The sequence below is a fragment of the Pseudomonas sp. JH-2 genome, from assembly GCF_036231725.1.
In the GTDB taxonomy this organism is placed as follows: Bacteria; Pseudomonadota; Gammaproteobacteria; order Pseudomonadales; family Pseudomonadaceae; genus Pseudomonas; species Pseudomonas delhiensis.
The window spans coordinates 78,483-92,501 of the sequence record NZ_JAZAQP010000027.1 but is presented as its reverse complement, the minus strand read 5'-3'; the positions used below and the strand labels follow the sequence as shown (position 1 = coordinate 92,501).

The 14,019-nt window shown below is 68.5% G+C and carries 14 protein-coding genes; 9 read left to right on the top strand and 5 right to left on the bottom strand.

The features are described from left to right. Positions 1–315 precede the first annotated feature (315 nt). The 8 genes from VV867_RS18795 (at position 316) to VV867_RS18760 (ending at position 8,026) form a co-directional block, all read left to right on the top strand. Positions 316–1,104 carry a 2-keto-4-pentenoate hydratase gene (locus tag VV867_RS18795; RefSeq protein ID WP_328567256.1) on the top strand — a complete coding sequence of 263 codons (789 nt, stop codon included), beginning with the start codon at positions 316–318 and terminating at the stop codon, positions 1,102–1,104. After that, entirely contained in the window at positions 1,101–1,526 is a 426-nt protein-coding gene (locus VV867_RS18790) for a RidA family protein (RefSeq protein WP_328567255.1), read from the top strand. The genes VV867_RS18795 and VV867_RS18790 overlap by 4 nt, the downstream gene beginning before the upstream one ends. A 20-nt stretch (positions 1,527–1,546) precedes the next feature. Next, a complete protein-coding gene (locus tag VV867_RS18785; protein ID WP_328567254.1) occupies positions 1,547–2,119 on the top strand; it encodes a 3-hydroxyanthranilate 3,4-dioxygenase in 573 nt (190 codons plus the stop codon). Then, positions 2,116–3,102, top strand: coding sequence for an amidohydrolase family protein (locus tag VV867_RS18780; protein WP_328567253.1), 987 nt, complete (start codon positions 2,116–2,118; stop codon positions 3,100–3,102). The genes VV867_RS18785 and VV867_RS18780 overlap by 4 nt, the downstream gene beginning before the upstream one ends. A gap of 52 nt (positions 3,103–3,154) precedes the next feature. Then, positions 3,155–4,138: a LysR substrate-binding domain-containing protein gene (locus VV867_RS18775; protein WP_328567252.1), complete on the top strand. Its 984-nt coding sequence runs from the start codon at positions 3,155–3,157 to the stop codon at positions 4,136–4,138. Between the two features lie 153 nt (positions 4,139–4,291). Further along, the gene (locus tag VV867_RS18770) at positions 4,292–5,290 is read left to right on the top strand and encodes an MBL fold metallo-hydrolase (protein ID WP_328567251.1); all 999 of its coding nucleotides are present in this window, start codon (positions 4,292–4,294) and stop codon (positions 5,288–5,290) included. Between the two features lie 109 nt (positions 5,291–5,399). Beyond that, positions 5,400–6,662: an OprD family porin gene (locus VV867_RS18765; protein ID WP_328567250.1), complete on the top strand. Its 1,263-nt coding sequence runs from the start codon at positions 5,400–5,402 to the stop codon at positions 6,660–6,662. 32 nt (positions 6,663–6,694) lie between these two features. Continuing rightward, the gene (locus tag VV867_RS18760; protein ID WP_109936975.1) at positions 6,695–8,026 is read left to right on the top strand and encodes an MFS transporter; all 1,332 of its coding nucleotides are present in this window, start codon (positions 6,695–6,697) and stop codon (positions 8,024–8,026) included. Between the two features lie 436 nt (positions 8,027–8,462). Here the strand turns inward: VV867_RS18760 and antC are convergent, their stop codons facing one another. From antC to antA, 3 genes are read right to left on the bottom strand one after another with little or no spacing between them, the layout of a single operon-like run. Further along, a complete protein-coding gene (gene antC, locus VV867_RS18755) occupies positions 8,463–9,479 on the bottom strand; it encodes an anthranilate 1,2-dioxygenase electron transfer component AntC (RefSeq protein WP_328567249.1) in 1,017 nt (338 codons plus the stop codon). A 10-nt stretch (positions 9,480–9,489) separates the two neighbouring features. After that, on the bottom strand, positions 9,490–9,981 hold the full coding sequence (gene antB, locus VV867_RS18750; protein WP_328567248.1) for an anthranilate 1,2-dioxygenase small subunit: 492 nt from the start codon (positions 9,979–9,981) through the stop codon (positions 9,490–9,492). After that, a complete protein-coding gene (gene antA, locus VV867_RS18745; protein ID WP_328567247.1) occupies positions 9,978–11,372 on the bottom strand; it encodes an anthranilate 1,2-dioxygenase large subunit in 1,395 nt (464 codons plus the stop codon). Before antA ends, antB begins: the two co-directional genes overlap by 4 nt. Before the next feature lie 336 nt (positions 11,373–11,708). Between antA and VV867_RS18740 the strand changes: the two genes are divergently transcribed. Further along, a complete protein-coding gene (locus VV867_RS18740; protein ID WP_328567246.1) occupies positions 11,709–12,722 on the top strand; it encodes an AraC family transcriptional regulator in 1,014 nt (337 codons plus the stop codon). Positions 12,723–13,079: 357 nt separating this feature from the next. Here VV867_RS18740 and ppnP read toward each other — a convergent pair whose 3' ends face one another. Together ppnP and VV867_RS18730 are read right to left on the bottom strand one after the other, a co-directional pair. Then, on the bottom strand, positions 13,080–13,361 hold the full coding sequence (gene ppnP, locus VV867_RS18735) for a pyrimidine/purine nucleoside phosphorylase (protein ID WP_328567245.1): 282 nt from the start codon (positions 13,359–13,361) through the stop codon (positions 13,080–13,082). Between the two features lie 89 nt (positions 13,362–13,450). After that, entirely contained in the window at positions 13,451–13,990 is a 540-nt protein-coding gene (locus tag VV867_RS18730) for an exonuclease domain-containing protein (RefSeq protein ID WP_328567244.1), read from the bottom strand. Positions 13,991–14,019 lie beyond the last annotated feature (29 nt).

Below are 14,019 nucleotides of genomic sequence, written 5' to 3'. Positions count from 1 at the left end.
CCGGCTATCGCGGACAAGGTCCGCTCCTACGGTGGGCCCCACCTCGACTGTAGGAGCAGGCCCTGCCTGCGATTCGCGCGCAGGGCGCGCTCCTACAAAGGCACGGTGTCGGGGCAACCCGTAGGAGCGGATCTCATCCGCGAATCGCGCCGGAACCTCCGGCTATCGCGGACAAGGTCCGCTCCTACGGTGGGCCCCCTCGACTGTAGGAGCGAGCTTGCTCGCGAACCGACTCCGCAGCGGGGCCAGGTTCGCGAGCAGGGGCTAGGCGCCCCCTCGATCCTACGAAAAGCGTAATCCGCAGGAGTACAGCATATGAGCACCGATATCCCCCGCATCGCCCAGGCCCTCGACCAGGCCGCGCGGCATGCCGAGCCCCTGGCGCAGTTCAGCGCCAGCGCGCCATTCAGCCTGGACGACGCCTACCGCATCCAGCGCGCCTCCATGCAGCGCCGCTATGACGACGGCGAGCGCGGCATCGGCGTCAAGCTGGGCTTCACCAGCCGCGCCAAGATGGTCCAGATGGGCGTCGACAGCCTGATCTGGGGCTGGCTCACCGACGCCATGCTGGAAGAGGACGGCGGCCTGGTGGACCTGGCCCGCTACATCCACCCGCGGGTCGAGCCGGAGGTCTGCTTCCTCACCCGCCGCGCCATCGACCGCCCGTTGACCCTGCTGGAAGCGGCCGACTACCTGGAGGCCGTGGCCCCGGCGCTGGAGATCATCGACTCGCGCTACCAGGCCTTCAAGTTCAGCCTGGAGGACGTGGTGGCGGACAACTGCTCCTCGGCCGGGCTGACCATCGGCCCCTGGTCGCGGGACTTCGCCGGGCTGGCCAATGCCGGCGTGGTGCTGCGCCTGGATGGCCGGGTGGTCCAGGCCGGTTCCAGCGCCGCCATCCTCGGCAACCCGCTGCGCAGCCTGGTGCAGGCTTCGCGCCTGCTGCACCAGGCGCAGATCGAACTGCCCGCCGGCAGCCTGGTGATGGCCGGCGCCGCCACCGCCGCCGAGGCCCTGCGGCCCGGCATGCACGTCAGCGTCGAGGTCCAGGGCCTGGGGCAGAGCAGTTTCAGCGTGCGCAACGATCAAGGAGCAGCAGCATGAGCGACAACAAAGCCACCGTGGTCGCCGGCAAGGCCACCCCGCGCGGGCGCTTCCCGCACATCAAGCGTGCCGGCGACTTCCTCTTCGTCTCCGGCACCAGCTCGCGGCGCCCGGACAACAGCTTCGTCGGCGTCGAGGTGGACGCCATGGGCACCACCAACCTGGACATCCGCGCGCAGACCCGCGCGGTGATCGAGAACATCCGCGACATCCTCGCCAGCGAACACGCCAGCCTGGCGGACGTCGTCGAGATCAGCGCCTTCCTCGTCGATATGAACGACTTCGGCGGCTACAACCAGGTCTACGCCGAGTTCTTCGACGAGAGCGGCCCGACCCGCACCACCGTGGCCGTGCACCAACTGCCGCACCCGCACCTGCGCATCGAGATCAAGGCCGTGGCCTACGCGCCGCGCCCCCGTTGAACCGCTGGGAGACAACAACAATGGACAAGCACCACTTCAGCGCCCCCTTCAATTTCAAGCGTTGGCTCGACGAGCACGCCCACCTGCTGCAGCCGCCGGTGAACAACCAGCAGATCTGGCAGGGCAGCGACTACATGGTCACCGTGGTCGGCGGGCCCAACCAGCGCACCGACTTCCACGACGACCCGGTGGAAGAGTTCTTCTACCAGTTCAAGGGCAACGCCTACCTGAACATCTGGGACCGCGGCCGCTACGAGCGGGTGGACCTCAAGGAAGGCGACATCTACCTGATGGCCCCGCACGTCATCCATTCGCCGCAGCGCCCCGAGCCCGGCAGCCTGTGCCTGGTCATCGAGCACCGCCGCCCGCAGGGCCGGCACGATGCCCTGCAATGGTCCTGCGCGCGCTGCGGTTGCCTGGTCAAGCGCTACGAGATGCAGCTGCAGAGCATCGTCGCCGACCTGCCGCCGGTGTACGAGCAGTTCTACGCCACCTCCGACGAGGAACGCCGCTGCCGCGAATGCGGCGAGATCCACCCGGGCCGCGACTGGCAGGCCTGGCACAAGACACTCAACGAGTTCCACAGCGTATGAAGATCGACATCCACTCGCACTTTTTCCCCACCATCACCCAGGCCGAGGCCGCGCGCCTGCACCCGCAGCGCGCGCCCTGGCTGCGCACCGAGGGCCGGCACGGGCAGATCATGCTCGGCGACAAGCCGTTCCGCCCGGTGCACGACGTGCTCTGGGACCCGCAGCGGCGCCTGGAGCACCTGGACGAACAGGGCCTGGACGTCCAGGTGATGTGCGCCACCCCGGTGATGTTCGGCTACGACCAGCCCATCGAGCGTGCGCTGCCCTGGGCGCAACTGATGAACGACCGTGCCCTGGAGATGGCCGCCATCGCCCCGGAGCGTCTCAAGGTGCTGGCCCAGGTGCCGTTGCAGGACATCGACGCCGCCTGCCGCGAGGCCAGCCGGGCCAAGGCCTGCGGCCACGTCGGCGTGCAGATCGGCAACCACGTCGGCGAGCGCGACCTGGACGACTCCGGGCTGGAGACCTTCCTGCGCCACTGCGCGCAGGAGGGCATCCCGCTGCTGGTGCACCCCTGGGACATGCTGGGCCGCGAGCGCATGAAGAAGTGGATGCTGCCCTGGCTGGTGGCGATGCCGGCGGAGACCCAGCTGGGCATCCTCTCGCTGATCCTCTCCGGCGCCTTCGAGCGCCTGCCCGAGTCGCTGCGCATCTGCTTCGCCCACGGCGGCGGGGCCTTCGCCTTCCTGCTCGGGCGGGTGGACAACGCCTGGCGCCACCGCGACATCGTCCGCGAGGACTGCCCGCAGCTGCCCTCCAGCTACGTGAAGCGCTTCTTCGTCGACTCGGCGGTGTTCGACCCCGGCGCGCTGCGCCTGCTGGTGGAGGTGATGGGCGCCGACCGGGTGATGCTCGGCTCCGACTCGCCCTTCCCGCTGGGCGAACAGAGCATCGGCGCCGGCGTGCTGGAGCACCCGCTGCTGGGCGAAACCGACAAGGCGCGCATCTGCGCCGGCAATGCGAGGGCCTTCTTCGGCCTCTGAGAGCGTCCATGGCAGGGTGTCGGCGCAACGGCCGGCCAGAGCGAGGTGCCAGATGAAATCCAGCGTCGTATCCGTCGCGCGCAAACTGAAGTTCTACCAGCTGGTGGTGTTCGACCAGGTAGCGCAGAGCGGCTCGCTGCTGCGGGCCGCCCAGGTGCTGAACATGACCCAGCCGGCGGTGACCAAGGTCATCCACGAACTGGAGTCGTACTTCGACGCGCCGCTGCTGGAGCGCGGCAACCGTGGCGTCAGCGTCACCGAGCTCGGCGAATTGGTATTGCGCCGGGCGCGCTCGATGCTCGCCGAACTGCGGGCGCTGAGCGACGAGGTCGAGGCTTTCCGGGACGGTACCTCCGGGCACGTGGTGGTGGGCACCCTGATCTCCGCTTCCACCTCGCTGCTGCCACGCGCCCTGCGCCTGCTGAAATCGCGCGCACCGCGTGTGCTGGTGTCGGTGCGCGTCGGTCAGTTCGACCAATTGTTCCCGGCGTTGATCGGTGGCGAGGTCGACCTGGTGGTGGGCCGGGTGCCGGACGATTGGCTGGCGCGTGGCGAGGCGCAGGCGCTGGGCGTGGACGTGCTCTACGAAGAGCGCCTGTGCATCGTCGGCGGCCGCCGTCACCCGCTGCATGGCCAGAGCGCGCTGACCTTCGCCGAGCTGCACGCCTGCCCCTGGGTGCTGCCACCCCCCGGTTCGCTGCTGCGGCAGACCGTCGACCGGCTGTTCGCCGAAGCGGGGTTGCCGCTACCCGGGAACGTCATCGAGTCGCTGTCGGTGCTGACCAACGTGGCCCTTATGCAGGACCAGCAGACCGTCGGCCTGCTGCCGCTGGAGACCGCCCAGCAACTGGGCGAGCCCGGTGGCGTGCAGGCCTTCGACCTGGGCGTGGCGTTGCGCTTTGGCGATATCGGCTGCTTCCACCCCAGCGGCCGCGAGCTGGGGCCCGCCGCCCGGCTGTTCCGCGAATGCCTGGCGCGGGCCAGCGCGGAGCAGGGCGATGGGGCCGATGTATTCACCCGGCCAATGGAAACCTGAGTGTCGAACGGCGCTGCGAACGCAACGGCACTCAGCGGATTGAAGCCGCCGACTATGCGGATAGACCGGCAGGGCCGCTCGGCCATTAATGGCTGAGCGTGCCGGGCCTGGGCCCGTCCAGCGGTCAATAACAACAACAGAAGGTAGAACGCGATGAAATCCCTACGCATCCTCGGCGCCGTGGGCGCCTTTCTGCTGGCTCTGCACGGCGCGCCCGCCGCCGCCGACGAGCAGAGCATGAAGGTGACCCTGCTGGGCACCGGGACCCCCATCCTCAACATCAACCGCTTCGGCATGAGCACCCTGGTCGAGGCCGGCCGGCACAAGCTGCTGTTCGATGCCGGGCGCGGCGTTTCCATGCGCCTGCACCAGCTGCAGGTGCCGCTGCGCGATATCGATGCGGTGCTGATCACCCACCTGCATTCCGACCACTTCACCGGCCTGCCCGACCTCTACGCCAGCGCGCCGCTGCCCACGGACGACGGACGCAGCACGCAGGCGCTGGCGGTCATCGGCCCGAAGGGCATCGACGACGTCGCCCGGGGCATCGAGCGCATGTTCAGCGAGAACAACCGCATTCGCGTGGGTGGCAAGGAGGTTGCCGAAGCGGCTACCCGCATTTCCGACCGGACCCTGCCCGCCGAAGGCGGCGTGGTATTCGACAAGGACGGGCTGAAGGTCACCGCCTTTCTCGTCGACCACGGCCACGTGAAGCCCGCCTATGGCTACCGCGTCGACTATGCCGGGCGCTCGCTGGTGCTGTCCGGCGACACCACCTACGCGCCGAACCTGGTGCAGCAGGCCAAGGGCGTGGACCTGCTGGTGCACTGCCTGTCGGTCGCCAGCCATCAGCTGGAACAGGCGCACCCCGACTACGTGAAGCACTTCTACGACTACCTGGCCAACCCGGAAAAGGTGGCGAAGGTGCTGAACGAGACCCGTCCCCGTGACGCGGTGTTCTCCCACATCTCACTGTACAGCCGCGGCGAGATCGGCCGTGCCTCCGAAGAGGAGATTCGCACGCGGGTAGCCCAGGGTTACACCGGGCCCTTCGTCATCGGCCAGGACCTGATGGCTTTCGAGCTGACGCCGCAGGGCGTGGTGCGCGAGCCCTACGACGCCGCGCTGCGCCAGCGCGAACCGGTGAACTGACGACGCGCCGCCGCTGCGGGCGGCCTTTCACCATCGAACCACCCCAGGCTGCCGGGCTGCCGGCGGCAGGGAACGCTTTGCCTACAACAACGATAAGAGTGCAAGCAACATGAGCAATCAGCACAAACTGTCCCTGGCGGTGCTCGCCTCCGGCACCCTGGCGGCGCTACCGCAGGTAGAGGCCGGCGAGGGCCTGGTCGAGGGCGCCAGCGCCACCTTGCAGGCGCGCAACTACTACTTCAGCCGCGACTACTCGGACATCGTCGGCGCCAACCCGCAATCGAAGACGGAGGAGTGGGCCCAGGGCTTCATCCTCGACTTCCGTTCCGGCTACACGCCGGGGCCCGTGGGCTTTGGCCTGGACGCCATCGGCCTGCTCGGCCTGAAGCTGGACAGCAGCCCGGAGCGGACCAACAGCGGGCTGCTGCCGGTGGACGGCGACGGTCGCGCGCCGGACGACTACAGCCGCCTGGGCGTGGCGCTGAAGGCGAAGGTCTCGCGCAGCGAACTCAAGCTCGGCGAGCTGCAGCCCAACCTGCCGGTGCTGCCGGCCAGCGACAACCGCCTGCTGCCGCCCACCTACCAGGGCGCCATGCTGGCTTCCGCCGAGATTCCCGGCCTGGCCCTGCAGGCGGGCCGGTTGAAGTCCTACAGCGTGCGCAACGAGGCCGGCACCAGCGACCTGCAGGCGATGGTCGGCGCGACACCCTACCGCCAGGTGGAAAGCGACGCCTTCAACTTCGCCGGCGGCGACTACGACTTCAACGCCAAGCGCACCCGCGCCAGCCTCTGGTACGGCCAGCTGGAAGACATCTACCGCCAGGGTTTCCTCGGCCTCAGGCACAGCCAGCCCGCCGGCGACTGGGTGCTGGGCGGCAACCTCGGCTTCTACGACGCCAAGGAGGATGGCAAGCGCCTGCTCGGCAACCTGGACAACCGCGCCTTCTACGCGCTGCTCTCGGCCAGGCGCGGCGGGCACACCTTCTACGTCGGCTACCAGGGCATGTTCGGCGACGACGGCTTCCCGCGGGTGTTCCCCAACGTCGCGCCGCTGGGCAACGAAGTGCCCACCTTCCAGTTCGCCTCGGCCGACGAGCGTTCCTGGCAGGTGCGCCACGACTACGACTTCGCCGCCCTCGGCATCCCCGGCCTGAGCACCACGCTGCGCTACCTGCGCGGCAGCAACGTCGACACCGGCAGGGGCTTCGAGGGCCGTGACCGCGAGCGCGACCTGGAACTGGCCTACACGCTGCAGGGCGGCCCGCTGGCCGGGCTGAACATCCGCCTGCGCAACGCCATGGCCCGTTCCAACTACCTCACCGACATCGACGAGAACCGCCTGATCCTCAGTTACACCTGGAAGCTCTTCTGAGCCGGCCCACCCCTAGCAACGAGAAGAACCCCATGAACAGACAAACCCTGCGCGTCAGCGACGTGATCGACAACAGTCCTCTGTCCGCCCTGCAGATCCGCGTGTTGCTGCTGTGCTTCCTGGTAGTGGTGCTCGATGGTTTCGACACCGCGGCCATCGGTTACATCGCCCCCGAACTGGTGCGTGACTGGGGCATCGAGCGCGCCCAGCTGGCCCCGGCCTTCGCCGCCGGGTTGTTCGGCATGCTGCTGGGCAGCGTCGGCTTCGGCCCGGTGGCCGACCGCCACGGGCGCAAGCTGGTGCTGATGCTGAGCCTGCTGATCGTGGCCCTGGGCACCCTGGCCTGCGCCCTGGCGCCGAACATCGAGGTGCTCACCGTGCTGCGCTTCTTCACCGGTATCGGCCTGGGCGGCGTGCTGCCCAATGCCATTACCCTCAGCTCGGAATACTCCCCGGCGCGGCGGCGCATGCTGCTGGTGACGCTCAGCTATTCCGGCTTCACCCTCGGCCTGGCCCTGGGCGGCTGGGTGGCGGCCATGCTGTTGCCGCTGGTGGGCTGGAAGGGGCTGTTGCTGTGCGGCGGGCTGGCGCCGCTGGTGTTGCTGCCGGCGCTCTGGCTGGCGCTGCCGGAGTCGATCTGCTTCATGGCCGGCAAGCCGGCGCTGGTCGAGCGCCTGCGGGCCATTCTCGAGCGTATCGGTGGCAGCCGCGACTGGGCGGCCGTCGAGCTGATCGGCGACGAGCCCCGCGGCCAGGCGCGTTCGCCGGTGTCCTCGCTGTTCACCGACGGTCGCGCCCTGCGCACCCTGATGCTGTGGCTGACGTTCTTCTGCTGCCTGTTCGTCTTCTACCTGCTGACCAGCTGGCTGCCGACCATCCTCCGCGACAGCGGCTACGCCCTCGGCCAGACCGCGCGCATCGCCTCCATGCTGCCGTTCGGCGGGGTGGTGGGCGGCATTGCCATGGCCATGCTGATGGACCGCGTCGGCGCGAACCGGGTGCTGCCGCCGCTGTGCCTGGCCGCGGCCGTCGCCCTGGCGCTGACCGGCACCCAGCTGGGCCATGCCACGGCGCTGCTGCTGATGGTCTTCGTGGTTGGCTTCACCCTGACCGGCGCGCTGAACAACCTGAGCATCCTCGCCGCCACCTTCTACCCGACCCACGCCCGCGCCACCGGCGTGGCCTGGGCCCTGAGCGCCGGGCGCGCCGGATCCATCATCGGTTCCTCGCTGGGCGCCTGGCTGTTCGCCGCGGCGGGTGGCCTGCAGCTGTTCTTCCTGTGGATCGCAGTGCCGGTGCTGCTGGCCGGCCTGGCGCTGTTCGCCATGACGCTGACCCGCTCCCGCGCGGCGCAGATGGCCTGACGCCAGGTCCGATCGGATAACGCCGGGCTCGACCATGACGTAGGGCGTATAACCGTTCGCGGTTATACGCCGATACACCCATGCCACAGCCCACGCCAAGGCCAGCCCCGAAGCCGCCTGGGGCCCAGGCCAAGCGGCGGATAACGCCGTAGGCGTTATGCGCCCTACGCCGGGTTCGACCGTGATGTAGGGCGTATAACCGTTCGCGGTTATACGCCGATACACCCATGCCACAACCCACGCCAAGATCAGCCCCGAAGCCGCCTGGGGCCCGGGCCAAGCGGCGGATAACGCCGTAGGCGTTATGCGCCCTACGCCGAGGGCGTATACGCCGAACCTCGGAGCCGCCGTAGGAGCGGACTCCGTCCGCGATAAACCGCTCCGCGCGGCGCATGAAAAAAGGCCCGCGAGCGGGCCTTTTCGTTGCTACCGGAACTCAGCTGTTGCTCTGGGTGAACTTCTCCAGGTACAGCCGGCCGTTCTCCAGCCCCTGCGCCTGCAGCCAGTCCTTCACCGACTCGACCATCGGCGGTGGGCCGCACAGGTACATGTCGAAGGGCGCATCGCGCAGGGCCGCGGCGTCGAAGTGCCCGGTGACGTAGCCGCGCCTGCCGTCCCAGCCGTCGTCGTCGCTGATCACCGGGGTGAAGGCGAAGCCGGGGATGCGCTCGGCGTAGGTGGCGATGCGCTCCAGCTCGCAGAGGTCCGCCGCCTGGCGCACGCCGTAGTACAGGTGCACCGGCTGGCCGCAGCCGCCGCTTTCGGCCAGTTCGTCGAGCATGCCGAGGAAGGCCGACAGGCCGGTGCCGCCGGCCACCAGCAGCAGCGGGCGTTCGACGTGGCGCAGGTAGAAGGTGCCCAGCGGCGCCTCGAAGGGGATGACGTCGCCCACCTGGCAGCGTTCGCGGATGTAGTTGCTCATGGCGCCGTCGGGCAGCAGGCGGATGAGGAACTGCAGCGGGTTGCCGGGGCCCGGCCGGTTGGCGAAGGAGTAGGAGCGCACCGCGTCGGTGCCCGGCACGTGCAGGCGGGCGTACTGGCCGGGCAGGTAGTCCGGCGCCGGGCCCTCCACCTGCAGGCGCAGGATGGCGGTGCTCGCCGAGACCTGCTCGACGCCGCTGACCACGCCGCGATGGCTGGCCGGGCCCGCGGCGCTGCACAGGCTGGAGTCGAAGTCGAAGTAGAACGCGGCGTCGGATTGCACGCGGGTCTGGCAACTGAGGATCTTGCGCTGGGCCAGGTCCTCGGGGGAGAGGGTTTCCTCGTCGGCGTAGTCCATTTCGTAACGGCCGGACTCGCAGCGGCCCATGCAGGTGCCGCAGACGCCCTCGCGGCAGTCCAGGGGGATCTTGATGCCGTTGCGCAGCGCGGCGTCGAGGAGGATCTCGTTGCCCTGCACGGGGAAGAACAGCGTCTTGCCGTCGGCGAAGCTGAAGGCGACCTTGTGGTTCATCGGGCCATCCTCACAGGTGGTAGAAGTCGAGCACCGAGTCGATGCGGTCGTTGAGCAGCAGCACGTGCTTGCGGGCGATCAGCCAGCTCTCGCCGGCCGGGCGCAGGCGGTAGGTGGCGTGGCCGAAGAACTGCCCGGGGCTTTCCAGGCGGTAGAACAGCGTGTGCCAGTTGGCGCGCACTTCCAGCTCGCCGCCGTCCAGCTCGCGGAGGCGCACGTTGTCGATGCCGTGCAGGGTGCGCGGCATGGGGATGGTGGAGGCGGCCTTGCCGGTGCGGATGCGGAACACCCGGTCCTCCAGGCCGGCGCGGCTGGCGTAGTAGATCAGCGACATGCCGCGCCTGGGGTCGGTGGTGTAGACGTGCTCGGAATCCCACTGCGGGACGTGGAACTCGCTGTCTTCGCTGAACATCGCCAGGTAGCCGTCCCAGTCCTGGGCATCGCACAGCTCGGCGTTGCGGTAGAGGAACTGTTCCACCCGGTATTGCAGTTGCGCGTTCATGCCTGCACCTCCTTCGGTTGCAGGGCCTTGCGTTCCAGGCCGTCGAGCAGGAAGCGCTGCCAGTGCTGGTGCTGGTTGACGTAGAGGCCTTCGTGGGTGAGTTCGGTGCCGGTGAGCACGGGCGCGATGCCCAGGGTTTCGCTGTTCGGCGTGGCCCCCTCGAGCCATTTGCCCTGGCCGCGGGAGATGTCGCTCCAGCGTTCCAGGCGGCCCTGGAAGCCGCGCTGCTGCTCGCGGAATTCCACCAGGTCGTCCGGCGTGCCCATGCCGGAGACGTTGAAGAAGTCCTCGAACTGGCGGATGCGGTTCTCGCGGTCCTGGTCCGACTCGCCCTTGACGCCGATGCACTGGCTGATGACTTCGGTCCTGTTCCAGGCGATGGGGCGGACGATGCGCAGCTGCGAGCTGATCTGGTCCATGAAGAACAGACTGGGGTAGATGTTCAGGTTGCGCAGGCGGTGCATCATCCACTCGGCCCTGGCCTGGCCGTGTTCGGCGACCAGGCGCGGCATCACGCTGGCGTAGCCGGGGCGCACGCTGGGGTTGGGCATGTCGCTGAACAGCACGCTGTGGCCGTTGCGGAAGCTGAACCAGCCGTCGTCGGTCTGCGCGTCGCCGGCGCCGAGCTTGCTGTAGTCCAGGGTGCCGCTGGCCGTGCCGTTCTCGACGTTGACCTGCTGGCGGTGCTGCACGGTGGCCACGTAGTTGTAGTGCACGGTACTGACGTGGTAGCCGTCCAGGCCGTTCTCGTTCTGCAGCTTCCAGTTGCCCTCGAAGGTGTAGGCGGAGCGGCCCGGCAGCACTTCCAGCTCGCCGCTGGGGGACTGCGCCACCATCATGTCGAAGAAGACCTTCGCGTCGCCGAGGAAATCTTCCAGGGTGTCGGTGGCATTGACGTCGAGGCTGATGAAGACGAAGCCCTTGTAGCTTTCGATGCGGGCCTTCTTCAGGCTGCGGCTGGCCTTGTCGAAGTCCGCCGGGTACTCGCCGGGGGCCTTGACCTTCACCAGGCGGCCGTCGCTCTTGTAGCACCAGGCGTGGAAGGGGCAGGTGAAGGTGGACTGGTTGCCCTTGCACACCCGGGTGAGGGTGGCGCCGCGGTGCTGGCAGGCGTTGATCAGCGCGTTCAGCTGGCCGCCGGCGTCGCGGGTGATGATCATCGGCTGGCGCCCGGCGCGCAGGGTGACGAAGTCGTTGGGGTTGGCGATCTCGCTTTCGTGGCAGGCGTAGATCCACTGCTTCTCGAAGATCAGCTCCATCTCCAGGTCGAACAGTTCCGGCTCGGTGAACATGTCCCGGGCGATGCGGTACACCCCTTCGGCGGGGCGGAAGTCCAGGCAGCCACGGATGTAGTCCTGCCACTGTGCAAGGCTCTTGCTTGGTGCGTTCATTGTTGTTGTCCCATCGGGCGGATCGGTGGTTCCATTTCACGGCCGGCGCGCCCTGGCGGTCTATCCGCCCAGTGAGGGAAGGCGATCCGCAAAATTGGCGGCCTGGTAACACCGCGGCGCACGGGCTGGGTAGATGCTGCCCAGCTGCGGTGCGCCGGCTGGCAGCGGAGGGCGCGGGCGGGGTGCCGGAAGGAGGGTGATGGTCCGGAAAGTGGGCGAACACTATCCGCATACTGAGGCTTTGCCGACGATCCGTGGCCCGCAGGTACGCGTCTTGCTGCACACTGGGCGCAAGCGCCGCCAGAGCCGCCCCGAACAAGCCGTGAGTGCCCAGCGATGAACCCGAAGAACCCCGCTCGCTTCCGTGACATCCACGCCGACCGTCTCGACCTCACCGCCGCCCGCAACTGGATGTCGAGCATCTGCGGGCCCCACCGCCTGCACGCCGGGCGGCCCGAGGCGGTGCGCTTCCAGCACAGCGGCAGCGTGCTCAAGGGCATGTCCACCACCCTGGGCTGCATCGAGTACGGCACCGAGGTGACCATCGGCATCGTCGAGACCGAGCGCTTCAACAGCTACAGCCTGAGCCTGCCGCTGGTCGGCGAGCAGGAGCTGAGCGTGGCCGGGCGCTACCTGCAGTCGAACCCGCAGCGCGGGGTGATCGTCTCGCCCAACCAGAGCCAGGAGCTGAACATCACCGGCGACTGCCGCAAGCTGCAGGTGGTGATCCCGCTGCTGGCCATGCGCCGCACCCTGGAGGAGATGCTCCAGCGCCCGGCCGAGCGGCCCCTGGTGTTCGAGCCGGAGATGGACGCCCGGGACGGCGCGGCGGCGGCCTGGTGGCGCATGGTCCGCCACCTGAACGAGGAGATGGAGCTGAGCGAGCTGTTCGGCCAGGCCTTCTTCAGCCGCGACCTGGAGCGCGCGCTGCTCAAGGGGCTGATCCTCGCCCAGCCGAACAACTACAGCGAGGCGCTGCGCCAGTGCCTGGCCGAGAAGGTGCCGCACTACCTGCTGCGCGCCCGCGAGCACATCCACGCCCATGCCCGCGAGGCCCTGTGCCTGGACGACCTGGAAGCGGCCGCCGGGGTGTCGCGCTTCAAGCTGTTCGAGGGCTTCCGCAAGTACTTCGGCAGCGCCCCCATGACCTACCTGAAGCACTACCGCCTGCACGGGGTGCGCCAGGACATCCTCGCCAGCGGCGCTTCCCGCAGCATCTCCGAGATCGCCCTGGGCTGGGGCTTCGCCCACCTGGGCCGCTTCGCCGGCGACTACCGCAAGCTGTTCGGCGAGACGCCCAGCGCGACGCAGCAGCGGTTGCATGGCTTGAGTGGGAGAGGGGGGATGTAGGCGCGAGCTTGTTCGCGAAGGGTGACCCACTGGTGGTTTCGGTGTTTGGCTTGACCTCGCCCCTCTCCCCAGCCCTCGGCTGCGCGCCCCGCCCTGAAGGGAGAGGGGGCTTGTCCGTGCGGAGAGAGGGCCAGGTTTCAGCCGGTAACTTTCGGGGCTGCCGGCTAACTCCAGAGCACCAGCGTCTGCCCAACGGTCCCCTCTCCCTTCAGGGAGAGGGTTAGGGAGAGGGAGCAGAGGTAAGCGTGGCAGCGGAGTCGCCGGGATAGTCCATTCGCGAGCAAGCTCGCTCCTACATTGCATTCCACCAATAAAAAACCGGCCCCAGGGGCCGGTTTCTTCAAACACCGCTCGAACTCAGCGATATTCGCACAGGTAAGCGGTATCCACCGCGACCTTCAGCTGGAACTTGCTGTTGCCCGGTACGGTGAACTGGCTGCCCGCGGCGAAGGTTTCCCACTCGTCGCTGCCCGGCAGCTTGACGGTCAGGGCGCCGGCGACCACGTGCATGATCTCCAGCTGGCTGGTGCCGAATTCGTACTCGCCGGGGGCCATGACGCCGATGGTGGCCGGGCCTTCGTTCATGCCGAAGGCGATGGATTTGACGGTGCCGTCGAAGTACTCGTTGACCTTGAACATGGGGGCTGCTCCTGCAACAGGGGGTAGGGGAGGGCGAAAAAAGGAGCGCCAGTATGCCCAAGGTGGTGGGCAGCGTCACTACGCGGCCTTCACAGCGCCAGGGGCAGCAGCCGGGCGGTGTTGCGGGCGTCTTCCAGGGCGCGGTGCTGCTGGCCCTGGAAGTGCAGGCCGGCCAGTTGCAGCGCGGTGTTCAGGCCCACCGGGCGCTTGAGCTGGCGGGCCTGGGCGAAGCGCTGCTTGAGGTTCAGGTGCGGCACCTGGCTGAGGTGGCTGGCGATGCGCTGGTTGCGCCATTCCAGTTCCAGCTGGTGGCGGTCGTAGTCGCCCCAGCTGGCCCAGCCGGCCAGGCGCGGGCTGTGCTGCGCCAGCCAGCGTTCGAACTGCGGCCAGACCTCGGCCAGCGGCGCGGCGCCGTCGACGTCGGCCTGGCTGATGTGCGTGAGTTCGCGGCAGAAGCTGGTCAGCAGCGGACGGCGCTGCGGCCGCACGAAGCGCTGGAAGTGGTCCTGCTCGCGACCGTCTGCGGCGGCCACCAGGGTCGCGCCGATCTCGATGATCTCCATTTCCTCGACCGGCCAGCCACCTTCCTCGGTGGTGGCTTCCAGGTCGATCACCAGCCAGTGGGGCATAGGGCCTGCTCGCGCGAGTGGGACGGTGG

Excerpts from the sequence above, each read along its gene's own strand:
- VV867_RS18795 (WP_328567256.1), top strand. The coding sequence starts at position 316 with ATGAGCACCGATATCCCCCGCATCGCCCAGGCCCTCGACCAGGCCGCG.
- VV867_RS18790 (WP_328567255.1), top strand. The coding sequence starts at position 1,101 with ATGAGCGACAACAAAGCCACCGTGGTCGCCGGCAAGGCCACCCCGCGC.
- VV867_RS18785 (WP_328567254.1), top strand. The coding sequence starts at position 1,547 with ATGGACAAGCACCACTTCAGCGCCCCCTTCAATTTCAAGCGTTGGCTC.
- VV867_RS18780 (WP_328567253.1), top strand. The coding sequence starts at position 2,116 with ATGAAGATCGACATCCACTCGCACTTTTTCCCCACCATCACCCAGGCC.
- VV867_RS18775 (WP_328567252.1), top strand. The coding sequence starts at position 3,155 with ATGAAATCCAGCGTCGTATCCGTCGCGCGCAAACTGAAGTTCTACCAG.
- VV867_RS18770 (WP_328567251.1), top strand. The coding sequence starts at position 4,292 with ATGAAATCCCTACGCATCCTCGGCGCCGTGGGCGCCTTTCTGCTGGCT.
- VV867_RS18765 (WP_328567250.1), top strand. The coding sequence starts at position 5,400 with ATGAGCAATCAGCACAAACTGTCCCTGGCGGTGCTCGCCTCCGGCACC.
- VV867_RS18760 (WP_109936975.1), top strand. The coding sequence starts at position 6,695 with ATGAACAGACAAACCCTGCGCGTCAGCGACGTGATCGACAACAGTCCT.
- antC (WP_328567249.1), bottom strand. The coding sequence starts at position 9,479 with ATGAACCACAAGGTCGCCTTCAGCTTCGCCGACGGCAAGACGCTGTTC.
- antB (WP_328567248.1), bottom strand. The coding sequence starts at position 9,981 with ATGAACGCGCAACTGCAATACCGGGTGGAACAGTTCCTCTACCGCAAC.
- antA (WP_328567247.1), bottom strand. The coding sequence starts at position 11,372 with ATGAACGCACCAAGCAAGAGCCTTGCACAGTGGCAGGACTACATCCGT.
- VV867_RS18740 (WP_328567246.1), top strand. The coding sequence starts at position 11,709 with ATGAACCCGAAGAACCCCGCTCGCTTCCGTGACATCCACGCCGACCGT.
- ppnP (WP_328567245.1), bottom strand. The coding sequence starts at position 13,361 with ATGTTCAAGGTCAACGAGTACTTCGACGGCACCGTCAAATCCATCGCC.
- VV867_RS18730 (WP_328567244.1), bottom strand. The coding sequence starts at position 13,990 with ATGCCCCACTGGCTGGTGATCGACCTGGAAGCCACCACCGAGGAAGGT.